This window comes from Bacillus sp. AFS031507 (assembly GCF_002584635.1).
In the GTDB taxonomy this organism is placed as follows: domain Bacteria; phylum Bacillota; class Bacilli; order Bacillales; family Cytobacillaceae; genus Neobacillus.
Window position 1 is genome coordinate 86,471 of sequence record NZ_NUOW01000014.1, and the last position, 18,244, is coordinate 104,714.

General features: G+C 41.9%; 14 protein-coding genes. 9 read left to right on the forward strand and 5 right to left on the reverse strand.

All coding sequences use genetic code 11. From position 1 onward, the window contains the following. Positions 1 to 171 precede the first annotated feature (171 nt). The 4 genes from COE25_RS15495 (at position 172) to COE25_RS15510 (ending at position 7,812) form a co-directional block, all read left to right on the forward strand. On the forward strand, positions 172 to 2,136 hold the full coding sequence (locus COE25_RS15495) for a putative thiazole-containing bacteriocin maturation protein (protein WP_098933236.1): 1,965 nt from the start codon (positions 172 to 174) through the stop codon (positions 2,134 to 2,136). Then, entirely contained in the window at positions 2,133 to 4,079 is a 1,947-nt protein-coding gene (locus COE25_RS15500) for a TOMM precursor leader peptide-binding protein (protein ID WP_098933237.1), read from the forward strand. Before COE25_RS15495 ends, COE25_RS15500 begins: the two co-directional genes overlap by 4 nt. Before the next feature lie 24 nt (positions 4,080 to 4,103). Further along, positions 4,104 to 5,681, forward strand: a complete 1,578-nt coding sequence (locus COE25_RS15505) for a SagB family peptide dehydrogenase (RefSeq protein ID WP_098933238.1) — start codon at positions 4,104 to 4,106, stop codon at positions 5,679 to 5,681. A gap of 331 nt (positions 5,682 to 6,012) precedes the next feature. Beyond that, the gene (locus tag COE25_RS15510) at positions 6,013 to 7,812 is read left to right on the forward strand and encodes a S9 family peptidase (protein ID WP_098933239.1); all 1,800 of its coding nucleotides are present in this window, start codon (positions 6,013 to 6,015) and stop codon (positions 7,810 to 7,812) included. A gap of 234 nt (positions 7,813 to 8,046) precedes the next feature. Here the strand turns inward: COE25_RS15510 and COE25_RS15515 are convergent, their stop codons facing one another. From COE25_RS15515 to COE25_RS15530, 4 genes are read right to left on the reverse strand one after another with little or no spacing between them, the layout of a single operon-like run. Continuing rightward, complete coding sequence (locus COE25_RS15515; protein ID WP_180247510.1) at positions 8,047 to 9,144, reverse strand: Gfo/Idh/MocA family protein; 1,098 nt, start codon at positions 9,142 to 9,144, stop codon at positions 8,047 to 8,049. A gap of 49 nt (positions 9,145 to 9,193) precedes the next feature. Continuing rightward, positions 9,194 to 9,931, reverse strand: a complete 738-nt coding sequence (locus tag COE25_RS15520) for a ThuA domain-containing protein (RefSeq protein WP_098933240.1) — start codon at positions 9,929 to 9,931, stop codon at positions 9,194 to 9,196. Between the two features lie 30 nt (positions 9,932 to 9,961). Next, positions 9,962 to 11,122, reverse strand: coding sequence for a Gfo/Idh/MocA family protein (locus COE25_RS15525; protein WP_098933241.1), 1,161 nt, complete (start codon positions 11,120 to 11,122; stop codon positions 9,962 to 9,964). Positions 11,123 to 11,180: 58 nt separating this feature from the next. Next, a complete protein-coding gene (locus COE25_RS15530) occupies positions 11,181 to 12,221 on the reverse strand; it encodes a LacI family DNA-binding transcriptional regulator (protein WP_098933242.1) in 1,041 nt (346 codons plus the stop codon). A gap of 205 nt (positions 12,222 to 12,426) precedes the next feature. Here COE25_RS15530 and ypfJ point away from each other — a divergent pair, with 205 nt between their 5' ends. Beyond that, on the forward strand, positions 12,427 to 13,266 hold the full coding sequence (ypfJ, locus tag COE25_RS15535; RefSeq protein WP_088088298.1) for a KPN_02809 family neutral zinc metallopeptidase: 840 nt from the start codon (positions 12,427 to 12,429) through the stop codon (positions 13,264 to 13,266). A 74-nt stretch (positions 13,267 to 13,340) separates the two neighbouring features. Here ypfJ and COE25_RS15540 read toward each other — a convergent pair whose 3' ends face one another. Beyond that, entirely contained in the window at positions 13,341 to 14,018 is a 678-nt protein-coding gene (locus COE25_RS15540; protein WP_098933243.1) for a cell wall hydrolase, read from the reverse strand. A gap of 313 nt (positions 14,019 to 14,331) precedes the next feature. On the opposite strand from COE25_RS15540, the gene COE25_RS15545 reads away from it, so the two are divergent. The 4 genes from COE25_RS15545 to COE25_RS15560 all read left to right on the forward strand — a co-directional run bounded on the left by COE25_RS15545 (position 14,332) and on the right by COE25_RS15560 (position 18,244). Then, entirely contained in the window at positions 14,332 to 15,690 is a 1,359-nt protein-coding gene (locus tag COE25_RS15545; protein ID WP_098933269.1) for an amino acid permease, read from the forward strand. Between the two features lie 274 nt (positions 15,691 to 15,964). Further along, the gene (locus COE25_RS15550; protein WP_098933244.1) at positions 15,965 to 16,693 is read left to right on the forward strand and encodes an amino acid ABC transporter ATP-binding protein; all 729 of its coding nucleotides are present in this window, start codon (positions 15,965 to 15,967) and stop codon (positions 16,691 to 16,693) included. Positions 16,694 to 16,708: 15 nt separating this feature from the next. Beyond that, entirely contained in the window at positions 16,709 to 17,515 is an 807-nt protein-coding gene (locus COE25_RS15555; protein WP_098933245.1) for a transporter substrate-binding domain-containing protein, read from the forward strand. 90 nt (positions 17,516 to 17,605) lie between these two features. Further along, entirely contained in the window at positions 17,606 to 18,244 is a 639-nt protein-coding gene (locus tag COE25_RS15560) for an amino acid ABC transporter permease (protein WP_098933246.1), read from the forward strand.

The window sequence follows — 18,244 nt, forward strand, 5'->3', positions numbered from 1 at the left end:
TCGATTTTTCTGATGTAAAACTGATTGTTAAGGAGAAGAGACAGTCCCTGCATGAGTTTTTGTAGGGGCTCTTCTCTTTTAGGTTAGACATAAGGGACAAATTGCGGTACATAGAATTATAGTGAAGTGATGTTACAGAATGGAGTAAAGCTACGGCTAAGGAGGAGCGAAATGACAAGTTTGAACCCTTCTATGCGTCTGAAAGTGAAAAGGGACACGTTTTTTCTCCCCGATTCAAACAACGGTGTGTATTTTCGGAACAACATTAGCTCGTTCCGTATGGAAGGCAGTACGATCAATCAGTGGGTTGAAAAGCTGATACCGATGTTCAACGGGGAATATACTTTGGGGAATTTAACAGAGGGATTGCCGGGCCCATACCGAGATCGAGTATATGAAATTGCAGAAGTGCTGTATCGAAATGGGTTTGTCCGTGATGTAAGTCAAGATCATTCGCATCAATTGGAGGATCAGGTTCTTAAAAGGCATGCTTTTCAAATTGAATTTGTCGACAGTTTTGTCGATTCGGGAGCGTACCGTTTTCAAACCTATCGTCAGGCCAAAGTGTTGGCAGTTGGCTCAGGTCCTTTTTTTGTTTCGTTAGTTTCTTCGTTAATTGAATCCGGATTGCCCAAGTTCAAATTGTTAATCACTGACACGGTACCGACTAATAGACGGCGGTTAACGGAACTCGTGGCACATGCCCGTAAGACAGACCCTGAGGTGGAGGTAGAGGAGGTCAGCCTGAAGGACGATGGGGTAAGTTTTTGGCGGGAGTGTGTGCAGCCGTTTGATTCGATTTTGTATGTGTCACAGGAAGGCAATTTAGAGGAGTTGCGGCTTCTTCATACGGTTTGTGGGGAAGAGAAAAAGGCATTCCTCCCTGCTATTTGCTTACAGCAGGTGGGAATAGCGGGTCCGTTAGTGAATCCAGACTCTGAGGCGAGCTGGGAGTCTGCTTGGCGCCGCTTGCACCAATCTGTGATATTCAAGGACCAGCAAATTACTGCTTTCTCTTCCACTGCCGGAGCAATGTTGGCCAATGTAATCGTATTTGAATTGTTTAAAGAGGTTACAGGAGTAACAGAACTGGAACAAAAGAATCAATTCTATTTGCTTGATCTTGATACGTTGGAAGGACACTGGCACTCGTTTATTCCCCATCCACTGGTGACTGGACGAATATCGACTGAATGGGTAGAAGATTTCGATAGGCGGATTGAACAGGGATTAAGCAGTGGTGAGCCGAGTGAATTGCTACTTTTTTTCCACCAATTGACATCAAAAGAGTCAGGGATTTTCCATATTTGGGAGGAGGGAAATTTAAAGCAACTTCCGTTAGCTCAGTGTCGTGTTCAGGCAGTCGACCCTTTATCTGACGGACCGGCTAAGCTGTTAGGAGACATTGTCTGTTCAGGACTGACACATGAGGAGGCTCGAAGGGAAGCCGGTTTTGCTGGGATTGAAGCCTATGCGTCACGAATGGTCGATTTGCTCGCTACGAGGCTACTTCCACATCAGGAAGTAGAGGGTAGAATGCTAGATTTGCAGGAATTTGTTGGGGTTGGGACTGGGGAAACGTTTGCGGAAGGAGTTTGCCGCGGGTTGCAAAAGTGTTTGGCCGAAGAGCTTAACAATCAACAGCGTAATCAGAAGATAACTGTCTCTCGGGTGCAGTTGAGTGCTGTAGAAGATGAGCGCTGCCGGTTTTATTTGCATGCGCTGACTACAATGCAGGGGGCACCAGTTATCGGTTTAGGTGAGGAAGTGTCAGGTTTCCCTGTGATATGGCTCGGTACGAGTCAGGGATGGTATCGTAGTGTAGATTTAAATATAACAATGGCGTTACGCAATACGTTACTACAGGCACTTACCAAAGTCCAAAACCCAGAAGCTTGCCTAACGGCGCAAGTGTTTGATGTATCTTCCTTGCTTCTGGAAGAAATGGTGCCGCTAAGCTTAGTAATCCCTGCTTGTGAAGAGAGGATAAAATCCGAGAACTTGCAGTCCGCTATGGAAGTCTTGGAACGAGATCATAAGCGGCTTTCGGTGTTCGAACAAGAAATAGAACCATTTTTGAAAGAAGGATTGGCAGGGGTGTTTGGTGTGTTGCTTCGAGAGGAGGAATCTAGGTGAGCGCTGTCGTGTTGGTTGTTGGAGAAGGGGTGGTGGCGGACAGTGTATGCGAAGAACTGTTCGCTCATTACCATGTAGTTCGCCAGACCGAATTCGAGGCAGTTGTACCGAAAAAAACTGATTTGGCACTGGTGCTTCAGGATGCCTGGAATCCTTCTGTTCATCAAAAGGCAGAAGAGATATTTCGACTAACAGGCACACCCTGGCTGCGAGGCTTCGTTTCATATGGAAAGGGTTTAGTGGGGCCGCTAATTCGACCAGGGACGCCCGGGTGTTCTCAGTGTGCGGATATGAGACGTCTCATGGCTGGACGCGACCGTAAAGAGATGTGGGAGATGAAGCAGAGACTGAAGGAATACAGAGGTATGCAGCCTGAAGGCTGGGCATCCTCCACAGGACTCTTGCAGCTGTCATACCAGATCAGGGCAGAGGTACAGCGAATTTTGCAGGGGGATCAAGCATTTTCGGAAGAACAGGTATGTTTAATTAATTTGAAAACATTAAAGAGTTCATGGCATTCCTTTCTTCCTGACCCGCTGTGTCCGGTTTGCAGCCATCTACCAGACGATTCGGAGGACGCTGCTCAAATCTCATTGCAGCCAAGTCCGAAGATCAGCCTGGACAGTTACCGCTGCCGTTCGTTGGATGATCTGAATAAAGTTTTAGTTAAAGACTACCTAGATCATCGAACGGGCCTTTTGAATGGTAAAATGGTTGACCTCTTGCCGCCATTTGCTGATGTCAGTGTGAATCTTCCTTTGTTCGAGGGGGATGAGGGAACAGCAGGCAGGACAAATTCATATGAGGTAAGTGAGTTGACTGCCATTTTAGAAGGCCTCGAGCGGTACTGCGGTCTGGAGCCACGCGGGAAACGTACAGTCGTCTTTGATAGTTTCAGCAATTTGAAAAATAATGCACTCAATCCTTTGAAAGTAGGTGTGCATGCAAAGGAACAGTATGAGCAGCATGGTTTTCCTTTTCAACCGTTTAATCCTGAACGACCAATGAATTGGGTATGGGGTTATTCGTTTTTGGAGGAGCGTCCGATTCTTGTGCCAGAATTGCTAGCCTATTACAGCTTGGGCTGCGGCCAGCGTGGATTTGTCTATGAAACTTCCAACGGATGTGCATTAGGCGGAAGTTTGGAGGAGTCTATTTTTTACGGAATTATGGAAGTGGTGGAGCGTGATTCATTTCTAATGACTTGGTACGCGCAGCTGAACCTGCCGCGTCTTGACCCATCCTCAGCAAATGACCAAGAATTGCAGTTAATGATCGAACGTATGCGGTCGGTCGCGGGATATGATCTTTATTTGTATAACTCGACGATGGAGCACGGAATACCAAGTATTTGTGCGATTGCAAAAAACAGGAAGCAAAAGGGAGTGAATCTCATCTGTGCCGCTGGCGCACATCTCGACCCAGTAAGGGCGGTAAAAAGTGCGGTTCATGAGTTGGCAGGCATGATGCTGACGCTTGATGAGAAATTGGAGTCTAACCAGGAAGAGTATAGCCGAATGCTGCAAGATTCATCTCTGGTGCAACAGATGGATGATCATGGAATGCTGTACGGTTTGCCGCAAGCGGAAGATCGCCTGGATTTTTTACTTGAAGATAATCGTCCATTGCGAACATTTGCCGAGGAATTCAAGTGGAAATCGGGGCATACGGACCTTACAGATGATCTGCTGGACATACTTAAAGTTTTTCGCCCATTAAATCTTGATGTGATTGTGGTGGACCAGACGGCACCAGAATTGAAACGGAACGGATTGTATTGCGTGAAAGTGCTGATTCCGGGGATGCTGCCGATGACATTCGGACAACATCTTACCCGTGTAACTGGGCTGGAGCGTGTTCTCAGGGTACCGATGGAACTCGGATTTTCAAAACAACCGCTGACACTTGAACAATTAAACCCACATCCGCATCCGTTTCCATAAGAGGCGAACTAGGAGGCAAGGAGGATGAGTCTAGACGAGTTTTTACACAATCTGCATTTTGACATTGATAAGGCAAGTGTGCCTAACTGGGAAGTGGATTGGGAAGATGCGCCACTTTCTTATAAGCTCTACAGTGGTTTACCTGAGGTACCATTTTCTCTAGAAGTACCGCTGACACTTGAAGGACAAGAACCACCCGCAAAGCCTGATCTTCGTAAGTTCGGTCATTTCCTCTGGTATGTATACGGCCTTACTCAAGTTAGCCAGTCAGTCTTTCCCTTGGATTCCAAAGATAAAACGGCGAATCTAGTACAGTCATATCGGCGATTCGCTCCTTCCGGCGGGGCATTGTATCCAAACGAATTATACGTTTATCTAAAGGTAGAGGATTCGCCTGTTGGGATGTACCATTATGATGTCGCCCATCACCGCTTGGTATTGTTGCGAGAAGGAAATTTCGATTCATATATCGCCCGTGCTCTTGGTAACCGCTGTGATATATCTTCCTGCTTTGGAACTGTATTTGTGTCAACCATGTTTTGGAAAAATTTCTTTAAATACAATAACTTTTCTTACCGTCTGCAAGGGTTAGATGCTGGTGTGGTTATCGGACAGTTACTGGAAGTAGCAAAACGTTTTGGCTTTGCATCAGGGGTTTACTTTCAGTTTCTAGATCGGGCCATTAACCATCTAGTTGGGCTTTCCGAACAGGACGAGAGTGTTTATGCGGTTATCCCGCTTTCAGTAGAACCTACAATTTGGTCTACTAAAGGGAGTGAAAAAGAAGGTTTTGTCTCTGCCGCCGAATTGTGCCGAGAGTTAACAGCGATTCAGCCCCATCATTACATCCGGTCACGGAGGGTTAAAGAGTATCCAATGTTAACAATGTTGAATGAAGCGTCCATGCTTGATTCAACGCAAGCGTTTCGGCTGATCGAGGCGAAAGGGAGTTTGAATGGTGACGGTCATGCGGAAGAGCTTCCTCACGTGAACCGGTTGTCATATGATCTGGCGTCGGTCTGCCGCAAGCGATTTTCTCCAGACATGGATTTTGTTTTGGGGAAGGTAAGTCAACCTCAGCTGGCCGCTCTGCTTCAGGAGGCGATAGCTTCCTTCTCGTATCGTAATGATTTGGATGAAGCACATAGGAAGAGCGAGCCTCGTCTCTCTTTGTATGGCTGTTTATATAATGTAGAAGGTATTCCAAATGGTGCCTATCATTATGACAGTGCTGCTCATGCGTTACGACTGGTGGATCTCGGTGATTATCGACTCCAATTGCAATCTGGAATGTCTCTAGATAATGTGAATTTGCTCCAAATACCTCTCTGCTTACATGTGGCAGGAGACAGGGAATCATTCAGAACGGCACTGGGTTACAGAGGATACCGGATCCAACAAATGGAAGCAGGCATGCTAGTACAACGATTACTGTTAGCGGCGTCAGCCCTCGGAATGGGGGGGCACCCACTCCTTGGTTTTGATGCAAACTTGAGTGATCAGATTTACAAGATGGAACCACTAGGAAAAACTAGTCTAATCCAAATTCCAAATGGTCCCTATCGACATCGACCTTGGTTGAAGGGAAGTTTGCATAGTTAGGATTAATAGGGTTACTTTAGTTCTAAGGTTATTGAAGGAAGAACTTCATGATGAGCCAGTTAATCCTATGGTTTCAAAAAACGGGTTTAGTCCAGAAGCGGAATAGGCAAGTATTCATGAGGATTAATATTAAAATGCCTTCACTTCCAATGAATGGTGACGGCTTTCCTAATTGCTTCGAGTGGATTTGAACAATTCTATCAGGAAGGATAAATCTCTGTCTTATATTTATGATTCTGATAAAAGATGTTCATGAATCCTTCTTAATGACACTTTTTCATATTCACCTGAGTGATTCAAAAAATAACTTAATTGGATGGGGGGGATGTTTTTGGCTGCCATTGGTATAGAACCGTATTTGCATGTTCGTTTTGCCAAAAATCCAGTATACGATCCAATTGGCCACAAGTTAAGCTTTATCGCAGATTATACTGGTTTGCCACAGGTTTGGGAACTTAATATAGGGGAAGGGTGTGAAGGATGGCCTGTCCAAACTTCCTTTACAAAGGAAAGAATCACCTTTATTAGCTATCTTAATGGCAAATCTAATTTGATTATTGGTATGGATGTTGGCGGAAATGAAAATCAGCAATTGTACTTACTTAAGGGAGAAGGGAAACTAATCGAGTTGACAAACTCACCAGACCATATACACCGTTACGGCGGAAGCTCTCCAGATGGAAAATGGATTGCCTGGTCGAGTAATCGCCGTAATCCAGCCTTTTTTGATATCTATATTCAAAATCTGGAATCGTTGGATATTCGTCTTTTGAATTCTGGTGATGGAATATTTTCAGCGGTTAAATGGTCTCCTGACGGTAAATCCATTTTGGTCCAGAAAATAAATTCCCCTCTAGATAATGATTTGGGCATAATCGACCTTTCAACAGGAGCTATGAACTGGTTAACAGATCATACAGGGGAAGCAAGTTTTAAAGATGCCCATTTTAATAAAGATGCGGACCATATATATGTATTAACGAATAAAAACAAAGAATTCTATGGGCTTGCTCTTATAAATTTAAATACCAAAAATCTCGAGTGGCTAGAGCTGGGAAAGTGGGATTTTGAGAATTTGGCAATGAATAGTGATAAAAATTTGTTAGCTTATTCGATAAATGTGGGAGGAATTTCAAAGGGAGTACTTTTAGACATAAATCGAAGTTACCTTTATACATGGGAAACTCCCATTGGAGTCATATCAAATCTAAAGTTTTCCCCAGATAGCCAAAAACTAGCGTATGTGTTTAAGGGACCGACATATCCCTCAGATATATGGGAACTTGACCTAAAGACCATTCAGGCTGAGAGGCTTACGTATGTTTCCCGTTCACCAGTCCTGGAACATAAATTAGTTGAGCCGGAGCTTATATCCTTTCGTTCTTTTGATAACCTCGAGATTCCTGCCTTTTATTCGAAGCCGAGAGTTTCCACTGAAAAACATCCTGTTGTTATATACATTCATGGCGGGCCAGAGAGTCAAGCACGTGTGGTATACAACCCAATTCAGCAGTATTTACTAAACCAGGGTTATGCCGTGTGTACACCAAACATTCGAGGAAGTACAGGTTACGGAAAAACATTTACACATTTGGATGATGTCCGAAAAAGAATGGACGCTTTAAAGGATCTCATTTATTTAGTGGAATGGCTAAAGGCGAAGGGGAACGTAGATCCTAAAAAAATCGGGATCATGGGCGGGAGCTATGGCGGGTTTATGGTTCTTGCTGCCATCAGTCACTATCCACAGCTTTGGTCTGCTGCTATTGATATTGTGGGAATGTCCAGCCTTAGAACATTCCTTCAAACAACAAGTCCATGGCGTAAGAAGCACAGGGAGAGTGAATACGGAACAATAGAAAGAGACGGAGAATTTTTTGATAGAATTGATCCATTGAATTATTCAGATCGAATTACCACCCCATTATTAGTAATTCACGGGAAGGGCGATCCGCGTGTCCACATAAGAGAATCTGAGCAAATGGTCAACAAACTAAAGGAACGGCAACACGCAGTTGACTTTATTTGCTTTGAAGACGAAGGCCATTCCATTGACAAACAAAAAAATAAAATTACTGCCTATAAGGCAATGGTAAATTTTCTTGATCGATATATTGGTAATGGATCCTAACTCGGGTGAGGGATATGGAGATTAGCCCAAGATTAGTGGCACGGCAGTTGTTGATTTCGAAGTTGTCATCGCAGAACTTATTGAATGGATGAGAATTAATCAGTAAAACACGCAACAATGGAACTAATTTACTTAAGGAAATTGAGAGGATTTAATTACTTGATCACAGAAAATAGGGAAGAGTCTCCCCAACACAGGGAGACTCTTATTTATCTATGAAAAATGTAATCTATATTACTTAGAAAACTGTAGTTCTTCAGACACAGATTCAGGTTTGTCACAGGTACTTTTCATGAAATAGTGTTTTCCATTTTCTGATGATTCATGGAGTCCGTGCATTGCTTCTAGGACATGGTACGCTAATTCGCCATTGGCTCGATAGTTTCCGCCTTCGAGGATCGCCTTGGCCATATCTGCGACACCAAGCCCTCTGCAGTTTTGATCGTACCCAGAAGTCAGCGGGACCTCCACAAATTCTTTTTCGTCACGTTTTCTTACCCGAACAGGACCGCCAAATGTATTTGGATCTGGAACGAGTATCGTACCTTGACTTCCATAGATTTCAATAGGTGGCAGCGATGTTCCGCCAAAGGCGTCAAAGCTGGTTGTAATGGTCCCGATGACACCTGAGGTAAAATCAATCACACCGGAAAGATGGGTAGGGGTAGAGACTTGAATCTCTGTTCCTGCTTTAGGTTTACTAATCACGGTTCGTTTTGGATAACTAATACGAGCGGATCCAGAAATTCGGTTAATAGGTCCTAACAGTGCTATTAATGCTGTTAAATAATAAGGACCCATATCAAACATTGGTCCGCCGCCGGTCTCATAATAAAAGGCAGGGTCTGGGTGCCAATGTTCATGTCCACGGCAAATCATGAAGGCTGAAGCACCAACAGGGACACCAATTTCTCCTTGTTCAATTAATTGGATTGCTGTTTGAATACCAGCACCCAGGAAGGTGTCAGGTGCACTCCCAACTAATAGATGATGCTTCTTGGCTGTTGCTAGAATTTGTTTACCTTCCTCACATGTAACAGCAAGCGGTTTTTCCATATAAACATGTTTTCCTGCTTCGAGTGCTTGAATACAAACAAAGGCATGAGCCTTTGGAATCGTTAAATTAATGACTAGTTCAATTTCAGGGTCTGAAAGCAGTTCCACGACAGAACAAGCTTTTGGAATCCCGAATTTCTCAGCCTGAGCTTGTGCACGCTGTAAATCTAAATCTGCACAGGCAACAAGCTCAAGGTTAGAGAATTTCTGACAATTTTCCATATATATAGAACTAATATTTCCGCATCCAATGATACCGATTTTAAGCCTTTTCATTATTGGTTCCTCCGGTTTAATATACTTGGTCAATGTAAAAATCTAATTATTATTGACTGTCTCCCATACCTGTATAAACACGGCCATTTCCATAAAGTGCGGCTACGTCCACACCTTCAGCTCGTTTCTTTCCTTCCGAAGCCCATAAAAATCCACGGCGCATAATAAGCGTAACTTCTGGTATTGTAATGATATTAGCTTGGTGTCCTAATGAACTATAAAAAACATTTCCAAGACCCCAGCGTTTTGTCCAAACAACAGGCATATCAACTGCTTTATTGGCAGCATGAGGACCGTGAACAACTGGGAAGCGAGTGGTCGCTAACACTTCAACGGCTGGATCAAAATGAAGGTAATACTGCTCACTGACAACTTTAAAATCGGAGATTCCCTCTAATAACGGACTTGTAGAATGCTTGATGTTTACCATATATTCCACACCATCATTTCCAGGATGTGCTACCCAGTTCCCGCCTGTCATGAATTGCCAATCCACATTGTTGCGGAAGGAGTCACACATTCCACCGTGGCATCCTGCTAAACCAACACCAGACATAACCGCTTCGGAAATATTTAAGGCATATTTATTTTCAATCTTACCCATTGTCCAGTGGGGAATAATTAGATCAAAGGATTTCAGCTTTTCCGTGTCTGCATAAGCGTCAAGTGTATTGGAAACCTCAACTTGAAAGTTTTCTTCCTCAAGTATCCCTCTAAAGATTTCTGCTACCTGATCTGGTTGATGGCCATCCCATCCGCCCCAGACGATTAATGCCTTTTTTTTCATAATTAGAGCACTCCTTTAATTTTTATTTTTTTATACTTCAGATATACGAATCCATTGACGTTTTTCTATCGATAAATCAACCGCCTCCAAAACTTCTTGGCACTTTACGCCATCACGGAAGTTTGGAACGGGCTGGCGACCTTCTCGGAATGACTCCATAAGTTCAACTACTTCGTGAATAAACGTATGTTCATATCCAATCGTATGTCCTGGCGGCCACCATGCTTCCGCAAAAGCGTGGGAAGGGTCAGTCGCTAAGACGCGGCGGAAGCCTTGGACATCATCTCTATCATCAGCAAAATAAACCTGAAGTTCATTCATGCGTTCAAAGTCAAAGATGACGCTTCCTTTACTGCCGTTGATTTCAAAAGAATTCTTACAGCGGTGCCCTGTAGCAAATCGTGTAGCCTCAAAGCTTCCTAAAGCTCCGTTAGCAAAACGGGCTAAAAATAGGGTAGCATCATCAACCGTTACTTCGCCTTTTCCATCACTATCGCTGCCTTTAGCAGATAAACCAGTCATTTGAGAAGGAATTGGTCTTTCTTTAATAAATGTTTCATTCATTCCAATAACCTCAGTAATATCACCGATTAGATAATGAGACAAATCGACAAGATGGGCCCCCAGATCTCCATGAGACCCTGAACCAGCAATATCTTTTTGCAGTCTCCAGGCTAGCGGGAAGTTCGGATCTACGAGCCAATCCTGTAAAAACCAGGCGCGGAAATGATAGATTTCTCCTAGCTTACCTTCGTCGAGAAGCTTTTTAGCCAGCATCACAGCAGGGGCAAAGCGATAGTTAAAGCCGACCATATGTTTAACCCCAGCAGATTCAACGACTTTAAGCATTTCTCTAGAATCCTCAAGTGTAAGCGCTAACGGTTTTTCGCAAAAAACATGCTTGCCTGCTTTTGCTGCTGCAATTGTTATTTCTTTATGTACATCACTCGGTGCATTGATATCGATAAGGTCAATATCTTCTCTTTGTAAAAGAGTTTTCCAGTCGGTTGTATGTTCCTCCCAACCGAATTGCTTAGCTGCAGCCGCGACAGCGTTATGGTCACGACCACAAATCACTTTCATTTCAGGATGAATGATCTTAGGGAAAAACAGGGGAAGATCTCGATAGGCATGACTGTGGGCTTTGCCCATAAATTTGTAGCCAATCATTCCAATTTTTACGGTTTCCATAACGAATCTCCTTTTCTTATTTAAGAATGAAAAAGAATAAAATATTAATCGATTTTTATTAAGATTGTTTGGTGTAAGTTGTCTTAAGTTGTGAAGATGCCCGTTCTATAAAGGTAACTGGCAATCGTTCATTAATTTCTGTCATGGTACCTTGAGTGATTAATTGGAGAACTTTTTCAGCTGCCAATTGCCCCATATCAAAAAGCGGTACATGAACGGTGCTAAGTGGCGGGGAGGTCATCCTTGAAATTTCAGAGTTATCATACCCAATGAGAGCATAATCATGACCTGCTTGGTAGCCTTGTTCACCTAAACCCTGCATAAGACCAATTGCCATTCGATCATTCCCGGCAAAAATAGCATGGATCTCTGGCAGTAAAGAAGCTATACCGGCAGCCGCTTGAAAACCACTTTTACGGCTATAATTCCCTTGAAAAACGAACTGAGGATTGTAGGGAATACCCGCATTCAAAAGGGCAGTTTCATAACCGTGTAACCGTTCGATACTATTTGAAAATTCATTTGGTCCATTTAAAAAGATAATTTGTTCATTCCCATTCATTAGCAGAGAGGATACGGCTTGTAAACTACCATCAAAATGTTCTGCGTCAATGGAATGAAAGGGATAGCCCGAAAAAGTTTGATTCACAAGACAATAGGGGAGTTGCAATTGGTGTAAATTTTCAAGTGCTTCCACTTCACCAGGAACATCCTTGGAACCTAGGATGATGCATCCATCTACCTTCTGAGTATGAAAAAGCTTCACATAATCTTTCGGCTCATCAGGGGATTGAAATAAAAGTAGCAAACCATATCCAAACTCACCAAGCTTTGCGCCAATTCCACTTAAAAGTTCCGAAAAATAATGGGTAGTCATCAAGTTTACTCTTTGAAAATAAGGAACAATGACCCCAATGTTGTTACTTTTCCCACGTGCAAAGCTTTGGGCAATGGCATTAGGGTGGTAGTTCAGATGTTGGGCGGCTTGCAAAACCTTTTGTTTGGTTTCTTCACGTAAGGGACCGATATTATTAAATACTCGTGAAACGGTGGCTTCAGAAACGCCGGCTAATTTTGCAACATCTTTCCGGTTAGCCAAGATATCACCTCTAAACTTATAATGTACACGCGTTCATTCTCTCTTATTATCTGATAATTGTCAATATTAAAATTCGTTATTATCTATTGTTAAAGTTGATAATTTTGAAGATATACAATATTAATTATCTGTATTGTGGGTATAACATTATGGTAATAGTAAATTGGTTAATTATTCTTTATCCATATTTGAAGGAGGCATAAAAATGAAATGGAAGGGAAGACGGCAAAGCGCAAACGTTGAAGACCGAAGAGGAATGGGCATGGGTGGTAAAACAGTGATTGGAGGCGGTATAGGCAGTATTATTATTGTTCTCCTCTTTACGATGCTCGGAGTGAACCCAGGAGATTTACTTGGCAATAACACATCGACAAATGATTTGGATTCACAAACTCCTCCTTATCAAGAATCTGCTCAAGAGAAGGAATTAGCCGACTTTGTTTCTGTTGTCCTTGCTGATACAGAGGACGTATGGTCAGACGAATTCAAGAAGAAAGGGCTGCAATACGAGAATCCTAGGCTCGTTTTGTACCGGGATAGTGTTCAGTCTGCCTGCGGGTCGGCTAGTTCGGCTGTAGGACCTTTTTATTGTCCGGGTGACCACAAGCTTTACATTGACTTAAGTTTTTATGAGGAATTGAAACAAAGATTCCAAGCACCTGGTGACTTTGCGATGGCGTATGTCATTGCCCATGAGGTAGGACACCACGTCCAGACCCTTTTACATAGCGGAGACCAAGCATCACAAGCCCAAAAAAGTTCCAATGATTATTCGGTCAGATTTGAATTGCAGGCTGACTACTTGGCGGGTGTTTGGGCCCACTACGCGCAAGGGAAGGGGTACCTAGAAAAAGGCGACCTGGAAGAGGCACAGAATGCCGCAAATGCTGTAGGTGATGATAATATCCAGAAAAAAGCACAAGGCTATGTGGTTCCTGAAAGCTTTACTCACGGAACTTCCGAACAGAGAAAAAGATGGTTTAATAAAGGATTTAAAAACGGCACCATTGAGGGAGGAGATACCTTTAAAGCAGCGAACCTTTGAATGGTTTCCCCGTAAAGATGAATAAGAACGTTTTTTTCAAGCAAAAAGAGCCGTCATCAACGGCTCTTGCTTCATTATTTTGCAAATACATGATCACCAATCGTCTTTACTACTTCACGCGTACGAATCCAATCATCCGTTGCAATTTCTGGGTTATAAAAATAAATACAATCATTTAAGCGATCATTTCTCGTTAGTGCTTCTTCGACTGCTCGTTTCGACTCATCTGATGCTGGTTTTTTGATTTCACCATTTTGAACCGGAGAAAAGGCATAGCTATTGCCTACTACTTGTTTAATTACAGCGGTCACTGTATTTGGGAAATGAGGAGAATCAACTCGATTCAATACAACAGTCGCAACTGCAACTTTTCCTTCATAAGATTCACCTTTTGCTTCAGCCTCTACTAATCTGGCAAATAAATCTTTCTCTTCATTTGATATTGCCACTGCTGGTTCCTCTTGTTTTTTTTCTGGCGTTTCTATTGCAGGTTTTGATGATTTTATTGCTTTTACTTTCGGTTGATCAGGATTTTGCAACATTTCTTCTATATAAACCCAATCGTTCGGTTGATTATTAACTTGTTCTATTTTATCAGTGTCTAATCCATATTGTTGTCCTAGTTCCCAAGGGCTATCTCCTTTTACAACTGGAGATTGGGTAATAGCCTCGGCCGTATTAATTTGCAATCCTATAAGTGCAAATGTAGCTACACAAGCTACAACTAATTTTTTCATGTAATTGTTTTTCATGTGGCTACCTCCTGTAAATTCGTATGGTATTACTTTATCATGTGCTAGTACACGATTTACAGAACGCTACTGTTACATTTCTTTTTAATTAGATGAACAACATTACAGGTAAAATAGATTTATGACAATTTTCCTATATAAATGACATATTCAATCCAATAATACGAAATAGAGGAATATTTTACTTGAAATTTATTGTAATATAATAGAAGTATTCGGTGAAGGATGAATTTATTGAATTTTCTTTCATGTGGAAAGGAATATCGATCTTAGTTATTGTAAAAGAATAATTAAGAAGGGTGGAATTTTAGTGTTGGGCAAAAATCACGAAAGTGAGCAACTACAACGAGGTCTAGACAACAGGCACATCCAGCTAATTGCACTTGGAGGTGCGATTGGAGTAGGTCTGTTCTATGGTTCAAGTGCAACGATTCAAATGGCTGGTCCGTCAATTTTGCTCTCATACTTAGTGGGAGGCTTAGTTATTTTTACCATTATGAGAGCATTAGGGGAAATGGCTGTAGATGAGCCGGTTTCCGGCTCATTTAGTTCATACGCAAATCGTTATTTAGGGCCGTTTGCTGGTTACTTAACCGGTTGGACCTATTGGTTTATGTGGGTTGTCGTTGGGATGGCGGAAATTACAGTTGTCGGTGTCTATGTAAATTACTGGTTTCCGGAAATTCCACAATGGCTGACAGCACTTGCTACACTTGTTGTAATCACAATGGTTAACCTTACAAGTGTTAAAGCATTTGGAGAGTTTGAATTCTGGTTCGCGATGATTAAAGTGGTTGCGATTATTGGAATGATTGTTGTTGGATTAGGTATGATCCTCTTAGGTATCGGCAACGAAGGCCAGCCCATCGGTTTTAACAATCTTTGGACTCATGGAGGATTTATGCCAAATGGGATAAAAGGTATTTTCATGTCATTGGTTCTAGTGATGTTTTCATTTGGCGGGGTAGAACTAGTCGGGATTACCGCAGGGGAGGCTAAAAATCCTCGAAAATCAATTCCATCTGCAATAAACAATGTGGTCTGGAGGATTTTAATTTTTTATATTGCTGCACTAGGCATAATGATGAGTTTATATCCTTGGAATGAAGTAGGGACGAATGGCAGCCCGTTTGTGTTAATTTTTGATAAAATCGGAATTCCTGGGGCCGCCCATATTATTAACTTTGTCGTGTTAACAGCAGCATTGTCTGCTTTTAATAGTGGTTTATTCAGTACTGGAAGAATGCTATACAATTTATCACTACAAAATAATGGTCCGAAATATTTTGGAAAGCTCAACAAGCATTCTACACCACGACGTGGAATCCTATTTTCGTCATCTTTTTTATTAGTGGCAGTATTTTTAAATTATATTGTTCCTGAAAAAGTTTTTATCTATATTTCTTCTGTTGCAACGGTTGCAGTTATTACTAGCTGGACCATAATACTGATTACACAAATAAAGTTCAGACAATCAAAAACGTCAGAAGAAGTAAAAAAACTAGCATTTAAAATGCCGCTATATCCAGTTTCAAGCTACTTAGCCCTTGCTTTTTTAGCACTTGTTGTGGTCTTAATGGCCTTTATTGAGGGCATGCGAGGAGCCTTAGTTGTAGCACCTATATGGTTTATAGTCCTTTATATAGGATATAGATTGAAAAAGAATGAATAATCAAAGAGCTCGATTGACAAAGAAAAAGTAAGATAAATGGAAGCCGACAATCCTCCATTAAAAGGTGTCAGGCACCATCCAATTTTATGGATGGTGCCTGGCACCTTTTTGCTTTAGACATCTATAATCCGAGAAAGTGTTAAATAAGGGAAAATTCTAGGTAAATTGTAATGATTTGACAATTCGACAAAATATAAATATAATTTAAGATATTCTGAAAATTACTAATAATGGAATTTTCACGTGTAATAGGTTTTAAATCAGGAGGTCAAGAATGATTGTATTTAATCAGGTACATAAGTTTTATGGGGATTTTCATGTCTTAAAAGATATTAATCTTACAATCAATCAAGGTGAAGTAGTTGTAGTAATCGGTCCATCTGGATCAGGGAAAAGTACCTTGTTGCGCTGTATCAATCATCTGGAAACCATCTCTGACGGGACACTTTCCGTAAATGGGATATCAGTAGGGGATAAAAAAACAGATATCAATAAGCTGAGGCGCAATATTGGCATGGTTTTTCAGCACTTCTATTTATATCCGCATAAAACAGTGCTTGAAAATATCACTCTTGCGCCGATGAAAGTATTGGGCCAATCCGAAAAAGAAGCTAAGGAAACAGCCCGTCATTATCTTACCAAGGTAGGGATATTAGATAAGGCTGAATCTTATCCTTCACAGCTTTCCGGAGGTCAGCAGCAGCGTGTAGCCATCGCCCGTGGCCTTGCAATGAACCCGGAGATCATGCTTTTCGATGAACCAACCTCAGCACTTGATCCTGAAATGATCGGCGAGGTACTGGATGTAATGAAAGCCTTGGCCAAAGAAGGTATGACGATGGTGGTCGTAACCCACGAAATGGGCTTTGCCAAGGAGGTTGCTGACCGAATTGTTTTTATGGATGAGGGGCGAATATTAGAAGAAGCAGTTCCGGCTGAATTTTATGAGAATCCGCGTGAAGAACGGGCTCGCTTATTTCTCAGCCGTATATTAAATCATTAATAGGGAGGAAATGGAATGTTCAAAACAAGAAATTTCGTAAAATTGGCGGTAGTGGCAACTATGGCTGCCATCCTACTTGCAGGATGCGGAGGGGACAAGGCCTCGAAAGAAAGCAGTAAGGATGTACTTGCTCAGATTAAAGAAGAGAAAAAAATCGTATTTGGTGTAAAACATGATACTCGTTTGTTTGGATTGAAAAATCCTTCGACAGGTGAGGTGGAAGGGTTTGACATTGATCTTTCTAAAGCACTGGCCGAAGAAATGTTTGGCAAAGAGGTTAAGCCTGAGTATGTAGAGGTTACTTCGAAAACGAGGGTAGGACTCTTAAATAATGGTAAGGTTGATGCGGTTGTCGCCACTATGACCATCAATGAAGAACGTAAAAAAGAAGTCGATTTTACGGATGTATATTTTGATGCCGGGCAATCATTGCTAGTGAAAAAAGGAAGCAAGGTTAAAGGCATTGAAGACTTGAAAAAAGGAACGAAGGTGCTTGCTGTTAAAGGCTCGACCTCATCCGTAAATATTCGTGAGAAAGCTCCTGAAACAACCGTACTTGAATTTGAAAACTATGCTGAAGCTTTTACAGCCTTAAAGTCAGGTAAGGGTGATGCCCTGACCACAGATGATGCGATCCTTTATGGTATGGCAGAAGAAGATCCGTCCTTTGAATTGGTCGGAGGAACTTTCACAGAAGAGCCTTATGGGATAGCTGTTAAAAAAGGCAATAAAGAGCTTGTCGATGAGTTGAATAAAGCATTAAAAAGCCTGAAGGATTCAGGGAAGTACGATGAAATTAAGGATAAATGGATTAAACATTAATTATTTATATCGGGTTTCTCGTCAGGTTGGGCAGCAGTCCGCAGGCAAGTTTGCGGACCTGCTCATTCCGATGAATTAGGAGGAGATCGTTTGCTGGATTTCTCGATACTAACAAATAATATCGATTCATTTTTGGAAGGATTAAAAATAACGATTATTGCCAGTTTAATAGCATTAATATGCAGTTTTATTTTGGGAACACTTATTGCAATCATGCGAATTGCCCCATTTAAACCTCTTAACTTTCTCGGTTCGGCATATGTTGAATTTATCCGTAATATACCTGTACTAGTTATCGTGTTTTTCACTTACTTAGCTGGAAATTTTGGCGGGATTACTGCAGGAACCATCGGATTGACCATCTATACAGCCGCTTTCATTGCTGAAGCAATCCGTGCCGGAATTATGTCTGTTCCAAAAGGGCAAATGGAAGCTGCCCGCTCGACAGGATTGAGTTACGGCCAGGCAATGAGAATGGTTATACTCCCTCAGGCTATTAAGATCGTCATCCCTCCTCTTGGCAACCAATTTATCAATTTAGTTAAAAATTCATCATTGTTAGCCGTAGTCGCAGGTGGGGATTTAATGTATCAGGGGGATTTAATTTCGGCAAAGACATACATAACTTTTGATACCTATATTTTTGTGGCCTTATTTTATTTAATTTTAACAATACCTTTAAGTCTTGGCGTAGGATTTTTAGAAAAACGCATGGCTAGAAGTAATTAA